Below are 14,393 nucleotides of genomic sequence, written 5' to 3' on the forward strand. Positions count from 1 at the left end.
TTTGACCCGCGGTGTGCTAGGCGCGTAGACTTGAACAGCGTGCCATGGCTTCGTCATGTCCGCATTCATGTTCTACCCCCTTCGAAATTCCGGGACTTCCGGGGTTTCGACTGATCAAATCTATCCACATCGGAGTCCCTACTACATGACCATCACCTCGAACGAGAACAACAGCGCACCAGTCGTCGCAATCAACGACATTGGATCTGCTGAGGACTTCTTGGCCGCAGTCGACGCCACCATCAAGTACTTCAACGATGGTGACCTCGTCGAAGGCACCGTCGTCAAGGTTGACCACGACGAAGTTCTGCTCGACATCGGTTACAAGACCGAAGGTGTCATCCCTTCCCGCGAGCTTTCCATCAAGCATGACGTTGACCCAGGTGAAGTTGTCACCGTTGGCGACAGCGTCGAAGCCTTGGTCCTGACCAAGGAAGACAAGGAAGGCCGCCTGATCCTGTCCAAGAAGCGTGCGCAGTACGAGCGCGCTTGGGGCGACATCGAAAAGATCAAGGAAGAGGACGGCGTCGTTACCGGTACCGTCATCGAGGTTGTCAAGGGTGGCCTCATCCTGGACATCGGCCTGCGTGGCTTCCTGCCAGCATCGCTCGTCGAGATGCGCCGTGTGCGCGACCTGGCTCCATACATCGGCCAGGAAATCGAAGCCAAGATCATCGAGCTGGACAAGAACCGCAACAACGTTGTGCTTTCCCGCCGTGCATGGCTCGAGCAGACCCAGTCCGAGGTTCGCTCGACCTTCCTCAACAAGCTGGAAAAGGGCCAGGTTCGTCCGGGCGTTGTTTCCTCCATCGTCAACTTCGGTGCATTCGTGGACCTGGGCGGCGTAGACGGCCTGGTACACGTTTCCGAACTGTCCTGGAAGCACATCGACCACCCATCCGAGGTTGTCGAGGTTGGCCAGGAAGTAACCGTAGAGGTTCTGGAAGTCGATCTGGACCGCGAGCGCGTTTCCCTGTCGCTGAAGGCTACCCAGGAAGATCCTTGGCAGACCTTCGCCCGCACCCACGCACTGGGTCAGGTTGTACCGGGCAAGGTTACCAAGCTGGTTCCATTCGGTGCGTTCGTACGCGTCGAAGACGGCATCGAAGGCCTGGTTCACATCTCCGAGCTTGCAGTTCGCCACGTTGAACTGGCTGAGCAGGTTGTCTCCGTTGGCGACGAACTGTTCGTCAAGGTCATCGACATCGACCTGGAGCGCCGCCGCATCTCGCTGTCGCTCAAGCAGGCTAACGAAGGTGTTGACCCAGAGGGCACCGAGTTCGACCCAGCACTCTACGGCATGGCTGCAGAGTACGACGAGGCCGGCAACTACAAGTACCCAGAGGGCTTCGACCCAGAGTCGAACGAATGGCTCGAGGGCTTCGACACCCAGCGCGCTGCATGGGAAGCACAGTACGCTGCTGCCCAGGAGCGTTGGGAAGCACACAAGAAGCAGGTTGTTGCCGCTATCGCTGCCGACGCAGAAGCAGAGCCTGCTGCTGCCGGTGGTTCCGAGCCAGCTCCAGCTTCGTACTCCTCGGAGGCACCAGCCACCGATGCAGGCACCCTGGCTTCGGACGAAGCACTGGCTGCACTGCGCGAGAAGCTGACCGGCAACTAATTCCGGCTTCTGCCTCGTGCAGAGATCGTGATTAGCTTTAGCTGATTCACGAAGGTCCAACCCTGCAAGGGTTGGACCTTCGTTGTTTAACTGGTTTTTTGCTTGCCGGCATGGCTGGCACGTCATTATTTCTGCTGACATCCGCCGGGCAGGAATAGCTCCGAAGGAGCACTGCTCTTAATACTTGCTGAGGTTAGACTAAAAGTGCACCGATCAGGTGGACTCACTAACGGCAGGTAGTAGCACATGGCAACGACAGGAAATTCGCCGGCAGACTATGCGGCAGGCGCAACTGCCGGACAGCAGATCCCGGTGCGCCAGGTCAGCCGCGAGGAGTGGGAAACTGTACCGCGCACTATTCCCAATTTCTGGGTTGCCGTAGCGACCTGGCTTCCGCTGGTTGCACTGGTGGTCTTCGTCCGTTCGGATCTTCTGCATTCCCCGTACCTGGACAAGGGCTTCATGGACATCCTCTCCTTCTCCATGGTCGCTACCGTCCTGGCCATGATCTTTGGCGGCGGACGGCAATCACCCTGGATGGGCTTGGGCGTAGCCGCCGGAATCTATTTCCTGCTGGCTCCTGCCGGGGACCTGCAAAGGATCCTGATGCTGGCGCTGGGCTATTTCCTGCTGCTCGCACTGTCCGTAGGTCTCATGGACGCACGGTTCCGACGCCTGCTGAGAACCTGGAAGCGTGAAGCCTCAGGAGGCATCGCCTTGGCGCCGGGGCAAGAGAGCGATTTTGGAATCACCAAGCAAATGTCGCCCATGGTATGGAAGCTTGCGGTAGGAGCACTGATCTACCCGCTGCTCCGGCTGGGCTGGGAACTGGTCAGCACGGAAGTTTATTCGCTGCATGACTTGGATGAAGGCTACCGTCTTGACGTGTACGCCGCGGCCGTCCTGCTGGGCATCAGCCTGCTGCTGAGCATGCTGCGCTGGATGCGCTTGAAATCGATGGGACTTTTCGCACTCGAAGTTCCAGCGGACCACCGAATTGGTCCAACGTCATTGCGGGCCTATGGCAACGCGATCCTCATCGAAACGGAAGAAACCGGGGCCTGCCTGTGCCGCAACGACGACAAGAACGGATCCAAGCAGAAATTTGAGGATCCGCGATTCATTTTCTGCTCAGAGGTGTGCCCGGTGCACGGGGTGCATGCGGTCAACCAGCGCTCGGCCGAAGAGTTCCTGGGCATCGCCTCCCAGCCCTGGGTCTATGGGGAGAACCTGAATGGGAAACTGCTAGAGGCAACCGGCCAGCGCTTGGTCATTGCAGGGCTCAGCGGCTGGGGCTCACGCCCGGTCGCGGTGCGCGTTTCATGGCTCTACGGTGGAGGGAAGCAGGCCAGCGCCTACTACGTCCCGGCATCGGCACGCGAGCCTCTGGCCAGAACCAAGCGCCGCCTGGCGGTTCTGACCCCTGCCGGTGATTCGGTTACGGCTGATACTTTCGAGAATAATGAGCGGGGCGAGATCGACCGGATCGACCTTCGTCCATTGGGGATCAACGCCCAAGCCGTCCGCGTGCACGGTGGACGCCCTTTCTTGATCTAGCCGGATGGCGCCGGCGCATTGCCGCGAACTAGGCGGCCTTGGCCATGTGGTAGCTGTTGCGCACCGGGGTCTGGGTGGGATCGACGAAGCTGGGCAGGATGACCTTGGGTACGCCATCGTCGGCAATGACCTTGATCAACCCGGCATGAACGTCATGATGATGCGTGTCGCAGAGCATCGCGCTCCAGTAGACCGCAGTGACACCGCCCTCGGACCAGAACCAGATGTGGTGGATGTTGCAGCGTTCGGGATCCATGGTGCACCCGGGAACTATGCAGCCGCGATCGCGCACCGCAACACCCAGACGCATGTAGTTCGGATGCTTGCGCTGGCTGCGCCCGATATCAAGCAGCTCGCCCCTGCCGCCGAGCACCATCGGGATGATGCGTGCCCTGGACAGGGTCTGGCGCAGGTCAGTTGCATCGAGCTTGAAACCGTGCTGGGTGATGCCATGGGTTCTCGCGCGGCCTTCCAACTCGTCCAAGGTCAGCATGACCACGACCTGCGGGGTGATGGTGGGGACATCCACGGTGCCTGCATCATTCCCATCGGCGCCCTTGGGGGTCCCGCCATTGCGCGCGGCATCCAGCAGCTCCTGGAGCCGCTTCGTGTTGATCTCCAGCAGATTCATCAGGCCGTTGAGGCGGCGTGCCGCGGGAGAAAGCGGTGGGGAAACAGGATCTTCGCTGGCGGCAGCTTCCTCATCGGTCAAGAAGTCCGGATGGCCTCCGGCGTCGGCCTGGTAGGAAGTGCCAGGGGCAGCATCCTGCTCTGTACGTTGTCCCGGAGACTGGGCAAAAGCCTCCCGTGCGGCTTGGCCGGAACCGGAGCGGGGATTGTCGCTTTGCGAAATGCCCGATTCGAAGAGTTCTGCGCGCGTAGGGCGCAGGGCGAGGTCGTAGTGGACCAGGCCGCCGCGTTCGCCCCGCCGGTACAGGCCTTCCTGGGCTTCGGGCCGCTTCTTGCCCAAGCGTTCCTTCTGGGATTTCAGGAAGCTGTTGACCAATTGCCTGCGGGTGCCGGGGTCGGGCTCGTCCAATTGCTGGTTGACGATGGATTCAAGCAGCTCGCCATCTTCGGTGAGCGCCGAGGCGGTGGCCGGTGCGGCGTATTCGTCGCGTTGGGGTTCCAGAGCGCCCAGGCGCCGGGCCGCGCTGAGCACTTCGGCTGGCGGCTGGCGCAGATCGGCGAAGCGCCGCGCCAGCAAAGGGAACTGTGCCTGGTGCCGCTGATGTTGGTAGTCGTATTGCGCGAAGACGTGGCTGGCGGACTGGATGCGGCGCTTGGCCTCGAAATGGTCGGTGCGCAGCCAGGATGCCAGCAGTGCCGCAGGGCCGGTGAAGCTGGGCCGCTTTCCGGTGCGCTGGGCAGGGACGGAGAAATCGGTGGTGCCCTGGCGGGCTGCGGCGAGTTCAACCTGGGCCAGGGTGTGCGCCGCGGTGTCATCGACCAGGTGGGCTGCGTAGATCTGGGTGCGAAGGGCCTGGTGGGCCGAAGCTTCAGCCGCGGTGGACAGGGCCAAGGCGTAGCGCGGATCGTGCAGGTAGTGGGACTCGGGGCCGGTGGCTGGATCGGCGCAGAGCAGGGTCTGGTGCAGGACGGGGATGAACGCGGCGACGGCCAGGGCGTCGTCCACCGCGAGGGCCGGCGCGTCCTTGATCGCTTGGGCAAGCCCGGCTAGCGCCTGGCTGACAGTTCTGTTCATGGCCCCAGCATGCGCCAGGCGGTGCGCGGCGTGCCGGCCGGCAATACGGCCTGTGGAAAAGCCTAGTGCGCGCGGGTTGATGCAGTCACGGTGAAGGTCCTGTCGCGGGCCAGCTGTTCGGTGGGGCCAACGCGGCGGGCCAATTCGCTGCGGTAGCGCAGGTGCGAGTTGAACACGCACAGCAGGGTGCCTCCGGGAGCGAGCACGCGGGCGGCGTCGTCGATCAGCTTGAACGCGATGTCGGCGGTGACGGTGTTGCCGATGTGGAAGGGCGGGTTCAGCGTGACCAGGGTGGCGCTGGCGTCGGGCAGGCGGCCCAGGGCGTCATCCTGCACGGCAGTGAGGCGACCGTCCAGGTTGTTGCGTTGAGCGGCGGCCAGGGTGGAGGCGACCGCGGAGGCCGAATGGTCCGAGGCGTCCACGCGCAGCTGCGGGTTTTCCAGTGCTGCGCAGATGCCGATCGCGCCGTTGCCGCAGGCCAGATCGACCAGCGTGGCGTGCCCGGAGAGGTCCGGAAGGTTTTCCAGCAGCAGCCGGGTGCCCGGATCCAGCCGGGCGGCACCGAAGGTCCCGGCACCGGCATGCAGCGTGAAGCTGGTGCCGCGCACCTGGTGGGTGGCAGTGGCCGGGAAGCTGCTGGCGGGCTGTTCGGCGCGCGGGGTGCTGGCGGTGAGCACCCGGGATTTCTGCCGGGCCAGCGAGACGTCGACGCGGGTGAAATGCTCCGCGAGCACCTCGTTCATGGAACGGCTCATGTGCTTGATGCGGCCCCCGGCGAAAAGCTTCGCGCCGGGATCGGCGACGGCTGCTGCCGCGGCGGCCTGTTCGCCCAGCACGTCCAGTCCGCGAGGCAGGGCCAGCAGGATCGAACTGGCGCCCTGGGCAACCTGTTCCAGGGTGCAGAATTCGAGGTGTCCGGCCCGCTCGGGCATGAGCCGGGCGAGGTTGGCCTCGATGGCCCGGCGCGCGGTGAGCGAATCGGTGTGCACGCGCACGCTCGTGCTGCCTAGTGCCAGTGCGCCCAGGGCCAGCGCGCCGTAGTGGTCGCCGATGACCGCGATGGCATCCGGCCAGCGGTCCGAGGGTCCGGCCGCGGCGGCGCAGGTGTCCAGGATGAGCCGGTCGCAGGCGTCGGCGGCGTAGAGGTTGGCGGCTTCGACATCGGGCCAGCGGCGCAGGGCGGGCAGCAGGGCCTGGAGGCTGCTGGCGGCAGCGGGCGTGCCTTCGGGATTGGCGGCGGAGTTCAAATCAGATCAACCCATTGCGTGTTGGCGGCGGCCAGTTCCCCGGCGCCGGAGGTGAGTGAGGCGATGCCGGTGCGCAGCTGCGCGGCGGCTTCGGGCGTGTCCGGGATGCCGATCTGCACGATTGCGGCATCGGCCTGCCAGAGGGTCGGTTCGACCTGGTAGCCGGCGGCGCGCAGCTCGTTCTCGTAGCGGGCCGCGTCGGCGTGGGCGGCGGCGAAGGTGAAGATCCGCATGCGCTGGCGCAGGTGCAGCTGCGCATTGTCCAGCCCGGAAGATACCGCCTCGGAATATGCGCGGACCAGTCCGCCGGCGCCAAGCTTGATCCCGCCGAAGTAGCGGACCACCACGGCCAGCACGTCCGAGAGCACGCTGCCGTCGGCGATTTCGCGCTTGGCCAGGGCATCGAGCATCGGGATGCCGGCGGTGCCCGAGGGCTCGCCGTCGTCGTTGGAGCGCTGGGCCATGCGATCGGGGCCCAGGATGAACGCGCTGCAGTGGTGGCGGGCATCGAAGTGGGTCTTGCGCAGGGCCGCGATCTGCGCGCGGGCGGCGGCCTCGGTTTCGACCCGGTAGAGGTAGGTGATGAATCGCGAACGCTTGATTTCCAGCTCGTGCACGCAATCGCTGGTCAAGGTCGTGTACCGTGTCGCGGCCGAGTCGTTGGTGTTCATCCCTCTTAGTTTATAGGGTGGGAACATGATGCATGTGGGACTGACCGGGGGAGTGGCCTCCGGAAAATCTGCGGTCGCGGCCAAATTGGCCGCCCTGGGAGCCGTAGTCATCGATGCCGACGCGTTGGCGCGCCAGGTGGTCGAACCCGGCACGCCCGGGCTGGCTGCGATCAAGGACACGTTTGGCGAAGCCGTTTTGCTGGCCGACGGGTCGCTGAACCGTCCCGCATTAGGCGCGATAGTCTTCGCCGACGAGGCGGCGCGGGCCAAGCTCAACGCGATCGTGCACCCGCTGGTGCGGGAGCAAGCGGCGAAGTTGCGCCAAGGAGCGCCAGCCGGCTCGCTGGTGGTCGAGGACATCCCGCTGCTGGTCGAGACCGGCCAGCTGGACAGCTTCGACGCGGTGGTCGTCGTGGCCGCCCCGCACGCCGAACGCATTCGCCGCATGGTCCAGGACCGCGGCTGGACCCGGGAAGACGCCGAGGCCCGGATGGCCGCGCAGGCCACGGATGACCAGCGGGCGGCCGTAGCCGACTACCTGCTGGATAATTCCGGTACCTTGGAAGAACTGGAGGTGCAGGTTTCTGCCCTCTACCGCCAATTGGCGCCAGCACAGGAGTAGGAATGTACAAGATCTGCAAGTGGAGCACCCTGATCGCTTTCGCCGTCGCCTTGGTGCTGTGGCTCGGTTTTGGCGGCCGCGCCGAATTCGTTGCCAGCGAATCCGGGCCGTATTCGCCGGTGGTCTACATTTCCGGCTGCCTGGCCTTGCTGGGGCTGATTGCCGCCACCATCATGACCGTGGGATTCTTCGGCAGCAGCATCCAGCGCACCGTCAAGCGCAATGCGATCCGCTACGGGATGCGCAAGTAGCACCCCGGATTTAAGCTGAAAGCTGGCTAGGGCGCAGCCCCAACGGTCGGGGCAAGTGGATATGCTGGAAGCATGAGTCTTGCACAGCCGATCAAGCGCGTGGTCGCCCCCTTCGAAGTCATCAGCGAGTACCAGCCTGCCGGCGACCAGCCGCAGGCCATCAAGCAGCTGACCGAGCGGATCAACGCCGGCGAGAAGGACATCGTGCTGCTCGGTGCCACCGGTACCGGCAAGTCCGCGACCACCGCCTGGCTGGTGGAGCAGGTGCAGCGCCCCACCCTGGTGCTGGTGCAGAACAAGACCCTGGCCGCCCAGCTGGCCAACGAGTTCCGCGAGCTGATGCCCAATAACGCGGTGGAGTACTTTGTCTCCTACTACGACTACTACCAGCCCGAGGCCTACGTCCCGCAGACCGATACCTTCATCGAGAAGGACTCCTCGATCAACGAGGAAGTCGAGCGCCTGCGCCACTCGGCCACCAACTCCCTGCTCACCCGCCGCGACACCATTGTGGTCGCCACCGTCTCGTGCATCTACGGCCTGGGCACTCCCGAGGAATACGTGGCCGGGATGGTCACCGTGCGCACCGGCGAGGAACTGAACCGCGACGCGATGCTGCGCCAGTTCGTGGCCATGCAGTACACCCGCAACGACATGGATTTCCACCGCGGCACCTTCCGCGTGCGCGGGGACACGGTGGAGATCATCCCGATGTACGAAGAGCAGGCCGTGCGCATCGAGTTCTTCGGCGACGAGGTGGAAGCGATCCACACCCTGCACCCGGTCACCGGCGAGGTGATCCGCGAGGAGACCGAGATGTACATCTTCCCGGCCAGCCACTATGTGGCCGGTGCCGAGCGGATGCACAAGGCGATCAAGCGGATCGAGGACGAGCTGGCGGTGCGCCTGAAGGAGCTGGAATCGCAGAACAAGCTCGTCGAGGCCCAGCGGCTGCGCATGCGCACCACCTACGACCTGGAAATGATGGAGCAGATGGGTTTCTGCAACGGCATCGAGAACTACTCGCGCCATATCGACGGCCGCGATGCCGGCAGCGCCCCGCACTGCCTGATCGACTATTTCCCCGATGACTTCCTGCTGGTGATCGACGAGTCGCATGTCACCGTGCCGCAGATCGGCGCCATGTACGAGGGCGACATGTCCCGCAAGCGCACGCTGGTGGAACACGGCTTCCGCCTGCCAAGTGCCATGGACAACCGCCCGCTGAAATGGGATGAGTTCCTTGAGCGCATCGGGCAGACCGTGTACCTTTCGGCCACCCCGGGCAAGTACGAGCTGGGCAAGTCCGACGGGTTCGTGGAGCAGATCATCCGCCCCACCGGGCTGATCGACCCCGAGATCATCGTCAAGCCCACCAAGGGCCAGATCGATGACCTGCTCGATGAGATCCGTACCCGTGTGGATCGCGATGAGCGCGTACTGGTTACCACGCTGACCAAGCGCATGGCCGAGGACCTGACCGACTACCTCACCGAGCACCAGGTGCGGGTGCAGTACCTGCACTCCGATGTGGACACGATCCGCCGCGTGGAGCTGCTGCGCGAGCTGCGCATGGGTTCCTTCGACGTGCTGGTGGGCATCAACCTGCTGCGCGAGGGCCTGGATTTGCCCGAGGTTTCGCTGGTCGCGATCCTGGATGCCGACAAGCAGGGCTTCCTGCGTTCGGCCACCAGCCTGATCCAGACCATCGGCCGTGCCGCGCGTAACGTCTCGGGCCAGGTGATCATGTATGCCGACAAGATCACCGATGCGATGGACCAGGCGATCGAGGAGACCAATCGCCGACGGGCAATCCAGGAAGCGCACAACAAGGAGCACGGGATCGACCCCACGCCGCTGCGCAAGAAGATCGCTGACATCACCGACCAGCTGGCCCGTGAGGATGCCGACACCCAGGAACTGCTGAACAACAACCGGTTGGCGAAGAATGCCAAGCGCACCAAGGCCTCGTCCGCCGTGCGCAAGGACGGGCTGGCCGCCGCCCCGGCCGAGGACCTGCTGGCCCAGATCGGGGAAATGACCGAGCAGATGCACGCCGCGGCCGCTGAATTGCAGTTCGAACTGGCCGCCCGGATCCGCGATGAAGTTTCCGAGTTGAAGAAGGAATTGCGCCAGATGAAGGCTGCCGGGCACGCGTAGCCCTGCTGCTGTCCAGCGCAGTATTGGGACATGCGCCAAGCCTGTGCAGTTCCTGTGCGCTACACTTGATCACTGGACGTAGGGGAGTATCCCAATGCTGTGGACGTCAACACGCGAACCAATGATGTTTCGCCGGGCACAGCAGCCGATCACTGAGCCAGCTATCTAAGCGTTTCGAATTCTGGTGTGGCGGCGGAGAGACTTGCGGCGATTTTCCATACCCTCCAACGAAAGGTCGCTCGTCCGTGGGCACTAATGGGTTAACTATTCAATTCGAGATCATCGCGCTGATTGTTCTGTGCGCGGTGCTCATCGCAGACCTGCTGTACGTCACCAAGCGTCCGCACATTCCTTCCATGAAGGAAGCAGGCATTTTTGTCGGCATCTACATCTCCTTGGCATTGATCTTCGGTGCCGTGATCTGGACGCAGGCTGGACCGCAGCTCGGCCAGGAATTCTACGCCGGCTGGGTCACCGAATACGCGTTGTCGGTGGACAACCTGTTCGTCTTCATCATCATCATGGCGCGCTTCTCGGTACCGCGTAAGTACCAGCAGGAAGTGCTGATGTTCGGCATCATCATCGCGTTGGTCCTGCGCGCAATCTTCATTGTGCTCGGCGCCGCGATCATCGAGCAGTGGTCGTGGGTCTTCTACATCTTCGGCGCCTTCTTGCTGTGGACCGCATGGAACCAGCTCAAGGACGAGGATGAGGACGAGGAAAGCGGCCTGGTCAAGAAGCTGACCTCCAAGCTGCCGATTTCCAAGGACTTCGATGGCGCCAAGCTGCGCACCGTGGTCGACGGCAAGAAGCTGTTCACCCCGATGGTGCTGGTCTTCGTGACCATCGGCATGACCGACCTGCTGTTCGCCTTCGACTCGATCCCGGCGATCTTCGGCCTGACCAAGTCCGCGTTCATTGTGTTCACCGCGAACATCTTCGCGCTGATGGGCTTGCGCCAGCTGTACTTCCTGCTCGGTGGCCTGATGAACCGCCTGGTCTTCCTGAAGCACGCACTGAGCTTCATCCTCGCTTTCATCGGCGTGAAGCTGGTCTTCCACGCCCTGCACGAGAACAGCCTGCCGTTCATCAACGGCGGCGAGCCTCTGCATTACGCGTGGCTGGACATTTCCGTGGGTGTTTCGCTGCTGGTCATCCTGGGCGCGATCGTTATCGCAACCGTGCTGTCGCTGTGGAGCCCATGGGGCAAGCGTGCTGCTGCTTCGGCTGAAGCCGCGGAGCTCGCCGGCGCAGCGGAAGCTGCAGAGCAGGACGCGGCCAAGTAATCCGCACAATTACCCGCCGTGACCAGTTGCTTCCAACTGGCCCCGGCGGGTTTTCCGTACCCGCATAGTGTGCCTATGCTGTTCTGCTAAGGTAATTTCCATGAGCGACCTATCGACAGAAGCCAGTGGCATTGCCACCGGCGTAGCACTAGCGTCGGGCACCATGTCCCGGCTGCTTGGACGCGCGGCCGGGCAAGGCCGATCGGTGACCGCTTGGCGGGTGCTTTCCACCCTGGACCGGTTGGGCCCCCAGCGCGTGGGCGACTTGGCGATCGAGCAGCGCGTGGCCCAGCCGACCATGACCGGTCTGGTCATCCGCATGGAAAACGACCAGTTGGTCCAGCGACAACCGGACCCTGGGGACGGCCGCGCCAGCTTGGTGAGCCTGACCGGCGACGGCAAGGAGGCCATCGAAGCCTACCGGCAGCGCGCGATTTCCTCGCTGGCCGGCGGCATCGATTCCTTCAGCGCCGAGGAACGGCGGATTCTGGCGCAGGCTGTGCCGCTGCTGCAGCGGTTGAATGACCAGGTTGCCGCGAAGCTGGACCATTAGCAGCAGAAGGCTTAACGCGCAGGGCGCTTGAATCCCCGGGGGATTCAAGCGCCCTGCGCGTTAACCTAGCCGGTGCGCGGGCTAGCTGTCCTGGGCCGCGGCGTCCGGGTCTTCGCCGTTGGCCATGGCCAGCAGCCGGCGGAAGATCGCCGGGCCATCGTCGCCGATGCCGTCATGGTGGAATTGATCGGTCACCCAGGTCTGCAACCCGGCCACCTGCGAGGCGGTGCGCAGCGAGAGCTCGCGGTCCACATAGACGTCGTCATGGTAGACCGCGGCGGCCACAGGCACGGTGTTCTTGGCCAGGACGTCCAGATCGTAGAGCGGGCCGAAGCCTTCGTGCTCGGCCAGGATGCGGGCCACGTCCTCCAGGGGGCGCAGGGCTGGATCTTCGGCGAAGTGCCAGCTGTAGATCATCTCGCCGGTCAGCAGCGGGGTCGCCGCGTGGCGGGTGAAGTCGGCGAATTCCGGCAGGACTTGTTCGGCCGCGAAATTGGTCGGCTCGCCTTGGGCGTAGATGGTTTCATGCATCAGCGCATAGAGCGGGTTCGAGGCGAAAGAGCTCTGGGCCAGGAGCGCTTCGAGGAAGTTATCCGAGAGGCGGTCGCCGCCCGGGGTGTGGCTGAAGGCCTCCTCGAAGATGTGATGCAGCAGGTGCACCCGGGTGTTTCCGCCCAGGTACATGCCCAGCATCTGCACCAGCGGCACGGTGACGCGCTGGCCGTTGGGCAGCAGCTCATCGTCATTGGTGCGCACATGCTCGTAGATCCTGTGCAGGGTCTGGAAGTCCTCGGGGTACCAGGAGAAGTACTCGCTGTTGCGTTCTGCCATCCGCTGGTAGGTGGCGCGATAGACGGTCTTCGCATCGGCATCCAGCGAGGCCAGCCCGCCGGTGACCAGGCAGCGGGTGAGCGACTGCGGGAAGAGCGAGAGATAGGTCAGGGTGCAGAACCCGCCGTAGCTCTGCCCCAGGGTGCTCCACTGCTCGATGCCCAGGTGCTCGCGCAGGGCTTCGGCGTCGCGCACAATCGAGTCGGCGCGGAAATGCGAGAGGTAGCGGGCCTGGGCGGCCGAGTCCCCGCGCAGCGGCAGGGACTTGCGGTTAGCCGGGGTGGACAGTCCGGTGCCGCGCTGGTCCAGCAGCAGCACGCGGAAGTGCTTGGTGGCTTCGGCCAACCACCCCGACAAGGAACCGGGGCGCGGGGATTTGCCCCCTGGACCGCCCTGCAGGAACAGCAGCCAGGGCTTGGCCGTGCCGGTGCTGATCTCGCGGGCGAAGACCGAGATCTTTTCGCCCTGCGGATCGGCGTGATCCAGTGGAACCTCGATGCGATGGTCGGTGACATCCATACCGCGGTAGTGGCGCATTAGCTCGCTCCTTGCATGCCAAGTTGTTGCAGTGCTTCGCCGTCCAGGCGCCGGGTGCTCCAGCCGTCCATGGAGCTGGAACCGATGGCGTCGTAGAACCTGATGGCCGGCTCGTTCCAATCCAGCACTGACCATTCCAGGCGCTTGTAGCCGCGTTCGACGCAGATCTGCGCCAGCGTGCGCAGCAACGCGGTCCCGGTGCCTGAACCGCGCTGGGATTCGCGCACATACAGATCCTCCAGATGGATGCCGTGCCGGCCTTCCCAAGTGGAGTAGGTCAGATACCACAGGGCCATGCCCCTGAGCGTCCCGGTTTCATCCTCGGCAACATGGGCGAAGACCTGGGGATTGGGGCCGAACAGATGGGATTGGAGGTCTGCTGCGGTGTTGAGCACCGCATCAGGTTCCCTTTCATAGTCGGCCAATTCCTGGATCATCGCCAAGATCTGCGGGCAGTCGCCCGGAACAGCTTCACGCACAATACTCATGTGTTCCAGCTTACCTCCGTCGCACCGCTAAAACGTCGGTGACCAGACCTAAGGTTGAATGCATGATGGGTGGACACCACGCGGTGAGCGGCGCAGCCGCATGGTTGGCAATTACAACTGACGTCACCGTGGGTTCGGTGAACCTGGGGCTGGGAACTTTCCAGATGGACCGCTGGGAAACCCTGGCCGGCGCGATCGTCTGCGCTGGCGCGGCCCTGCTGCCCGACGCGGATCACCATGGGGCCACGATCGCCCGCTCGCTGCCCCCGTTCTCCAGCATTTTCACGCGGATTGTCGGTTCGGTTTCGGGCGGGCACCGCAACGGCACACATTCGCTGATCGGCATCGCCTTCTTCATCTTCCTGGCCTGGCTGGCCAACGGCTGGGATGTGCAGACCGCGGCGTTGGGCACGGTCTACCCGGCCGCGGCGCTGTTCGCGATCCTGCTGATTTCCTTCGCGGTGAAGACCATGAAATTCATGCCGCCGCTGCTGTGCTGGATTATCGCCTTGGCCGCCGGGACTTTCGTCGGGATGAATGCGCCGGAGCAGAACCTCTGGTTCCTGATGGCAGTCTCCCTGGGCGCGATCGTGCACGTGCTGGGCGACATGCTGACCATCGGCGGCTGCAACCTGCTGTGGCCGATCAAGATCGGCTCGCCGCGCTGGTTCCGCCGGCTGCCGCTGATTGGCGGCTGCTGGAAGTCCAATGGGCGGGTGGCATTGCCGATTCTGGCCGAGACGGGCTCCACCGCAGAATGGCTGCTCGCGACGCTGCTCACTACCTATGTGGGCATCGCGCTGATCGTCGCCTGAGGGCCCCCGGCCCGCTGCCGGCTCGCCGCAGTGCAACGCGCTGTGGCTG

General features: G+C 63.9%; 13 protein-coding genes. 8 read left to right on the forward strand and 5 right to left on the reverse strand.

The features are described 5' to 3' along the window. Positions 1–145 precede the first annotated feature (145 nt). Both rpsA and ACIOJF_RS03325 read left to right on the forward strand, forming a co-directional pair. Positions 146–1,621: a 30S ribosomal protein S1 gene (gene rpsA / locus ACIOJF_RS03320; RefSeq protein ID WP_013349277.1), complete on the forward strand. Its 1,476-nt coding sequence runs from the start codon at positions 146–148 to the stop codon at positions 1,619–1,621. 246 nt (positions 1,622–1,867) lie between these two features. Beyond that, positions 1,868–3,178, forward strand: a complete 1,311-nt coding sequence (locus ACIOJF_RS03325; RefSeq protein WP_105656695.1) for a hypothetical protein — start codon at positions 1,868–1,870, stop codon at positions 3,176–3,178. Between the two features lie 28 nt (positions 3,179–3,206). Here ACIOJF_RS03325 and ACIOJF_RS03330 read toward each other — a convergent pair whose 3' ends face one another. From ACIOJF_RS03330 to ACIOJF_RS03340, 3 genes are all read right to left on the reverse strand, one after another. Continuing rightward, the gene (locus ACIOJF_RS03330; protein ID WP_332486753.1) at positions 3,207–4,883 is read right to left on the reverse strand and encodes an HNH endonuclease signature motif containing protein; all 1,677 of its coding nucleotides are present in this window, start codon (positions 4,881–4,883) and stop codon (positions 3,207–3,209) included. Between the two features lie 62 nt (positions 4,884–4,945). After that, positions 4,946–6,130: a methyltransferase gene (locus tag ACIOJF_RS03335; protein ID WP_332486755.1), complete on the reverse strand. Its 1,185-nt coding sequence runs from the start codon at positions 6,128–6,130 to the stop codon at positions 4,946–4,948. After that, positions 6,127–6,801, reverse strand: a complete 675-nt coding sequence (locus ACIOJF_RS03340) for a YigZ family protein (protein ID WP_105656693.1) — start codon at positions 6,799–6,801, stop codon at positions 6,127–6,129. Before ACIOJF_RS03340 ends, ACIOJF_RS03335 begins: the two co-directional genes overlap by 4 nt. 25 nt (positions 6,802–6,826) lie before the next feature. On the opposite strand from ACIOJF_RS03340, the gene coaE reads away from it, so the two are divergent. The 5 genes from coaE to ACIOJF_RS03365 all read left to right on the forward strand — a co-directional run bounded on the left by coaE (position 6,827) and on the right by ACIOJF_RS03365 (position 11,673). Continuing rightward, a complete protein-coding gene (gene coaE / locus ACIOJF_RS03345; RefSeq protein WP_332502773.1) occupies positions 6,827–7,423 on the forward strand; it encodes a dephospho-CoA kinase in 597 nt (198 codons plus the stop codon). Positions 7,424–7,425: 2 nt separating this feature from the next. Continuing rightward, positions 7,426–7,674 carry a hypothetical protein gene (locus ACIOJF_RS03350; RefSeq protein ID WP_105656691.1) on the forward strand — a complete coding sequence of 83 codons (249 nt, stop codon included), beginning with the start codon at positions 7,426–7,428 and terminating at the stop codon, positions 7,672–7,674. Positions 7,675–7,746: 72 nt separating this feature from the next. Then, positions 7,747–9,834 (forward strand): excinuclease ABC subunit UvrB, encoded by a 2,088-nt coding sequence (uvrB, locus tag ACIOJF_RS03355; protein WP_105656690.1) that lies wholly within the window; start codon positions 7,747–7,749, stop codon positions 9,832–9,834. Between the two features lie 245 nt (positions 9,835–10,079). Next, complete coding sequence (locus tag ACIOJF_RS03360) at positions 10,080–11,120, forward strand: TerC family protein (RefSeq protein WP_105656689.1); 1,041 nt, start codon at positions 10,080–10,082, stop codon at positions 11,118–11,120. Positions 11,121–11,220: 100 nt separating this feature from the next. Next, positions 11,221–11,673 (forward strand): MarR family winged helix-turn-helix transcriptional regulator, encoded by a 453-nt coding sequence (locus ACIOJF_RS03365; protein WP_105656688.1) that lies wholly within the window; start codon positions 11,221–11,223, stop codon positions 11,671–11,673. 81 nt (positions 11,674–11,754) lie between these two features. Here the strand turns inward: ACIOJF_RS03365 and ACIOJF_RS03370 are convergent, their stop codons facing one another. Both ACIOJF_RS03370 and ACIOJF_RS03375 read right to left on the reverse strand, forming a co-directional pair. After that, the gene (locus tag ACIOJF_RS03370) at positions 11,755–13,041 is read right to left on the reverse strand and encodes an alpha/beta fold hydrolase (RefSeq protein ID WP_402741188.1); all 1,287 of its coding nucleotides are present in this window, start codon (positions 13,039–13,041) and stop codon (positions 11,755–11,757) included. Beyond that, positions 13,041–13,529 carry a GNAT family N-acetyltransferase gene (locus tag ACIOJF_RS03375; protein WP_133834222.1) on the reverse strand — a complete coding sequence of 163 codons (489 nt, stop codon included), beginning with the start codon at positions 13,527–13,529 and terminating at the stop codon, positions 13,041–13,043. The genes ACIOJF_RS03370 and ACIOJF_RS03375 overlap by 1 nt, the downstream gene beginning before the upstream one ends. Before the next feature lie 62 nt (positions 13,530–13,591). Here ACIOJF_RS03375 and ACIOJF_RS03380 point away from each other — a divergent pair, with 62 nt between their 5' ends. Continuing rightward, positions 13,592–14,344 (forward strand): metal-dependent hydrolase, encoded by a 753-nt coding sequence (locus ACIOJF_RS03380; protein ID WP_105656685.1) that lies wholly within the window; start codon positions 13,592–13,594, stop codon positions 14,342–14,344. Positions 14,345–14,393: the final 49 nt, after the last annotated feature.

This window comes from Glutamicibacter sp. NPDC087831 (genome assembly GCF_044742845.1).
In the GTDB taxonomy this organism is placed as follows: Bacteria; Actinomycetota; Actinomycetes; order Actinomycetales; family Micrococcaceae; genus Glutamicibacter.

What these genes read in the sequence shown, in the direction of transcription:
- ACIOJF_RS03330 (WP_332486753.1), bottom strand. Translation starts at nt 4,883, where the DNA reads ATGAACAGAACTGTCAGCCAGGCGCTAGCCGGGCTTGCCCAAGCGATC.
- ACIOJF_RS03380 (WP_105656685.1), top strand. Translation starts at nt 13,592, where the DNA reads ATGATGGGTGGACACCACGCGGTGAGCGGCGCAGCCGCATGGTTGGCA.
- uvrB (WP_105656690.1), top strand. Translation starts at nt 7,747, where the DNA reads ATGAGTCTTGCACAGCCGATCAAGCGCGTGGTCGCCCCCTTCGAAGTC.
- coaE (WP_332502773.1), top strand. Translation starts at nt 6,827, where the DNA reads ATGATGCATGTGGGACTGACCGGGGGAGTGGCCTCCGGAAAATCTGCG.
- ACIOJF_RS03350 (WP_105656691.1), top strand. Translation starts at nt 7,426, where the DNA reads ATGTACAAGATCTGCAAGTGGAGCACCCTGATCGCTTTCGCCGTCGCC.
- ACIOJF_RS03325 (WP_105656695.1), top strand. Translation starts at nt 1,868, where the DNA reads ATGGCAACGACAGGAAATTCGCCGGCAGACTATGCGGCAGGCGCAACT.
- ACIOJF_RS03365 (WP_105656688.1), top strand. Translation starts at nt 11,221, where the DNA reads ATGAGCGACCTATCGACAGAAGCCAGTGGCATTGCCACCGGCGTAGCA.
- ACIOJF_RS03375 (WP_133834222.1), bottom strand. Translation starts at nt 13,529, where the DNA reads ATGAGTATTGTGCGTGAAGCTGTTCCGGGCGACTGCCCGCAGATCTTG.
- rpsA (WP_013349277.1), top strand. Translation starts at nt 146, where the DNA reads ATGACCATCACCTCGAACGAGAACAACAGCGCACCAGTCGTCGCAATC.
- ACIOJF_RS03370 (WP_402741188.1), bottom strand. Translation starts at nt 13,041, where the DNA reads ATGCGCCACTACCGCGGTATGGATGTCACCGACCATCGCATCGAGGTT.
- ACIOJF_RS03340 (WP_105656693.1), bottom strand. Translation starts at nt 6,801, where the DNA reads ATGAACACCAACGACTCGGCCGCGACACGGTACACGACCTTGACCAGC.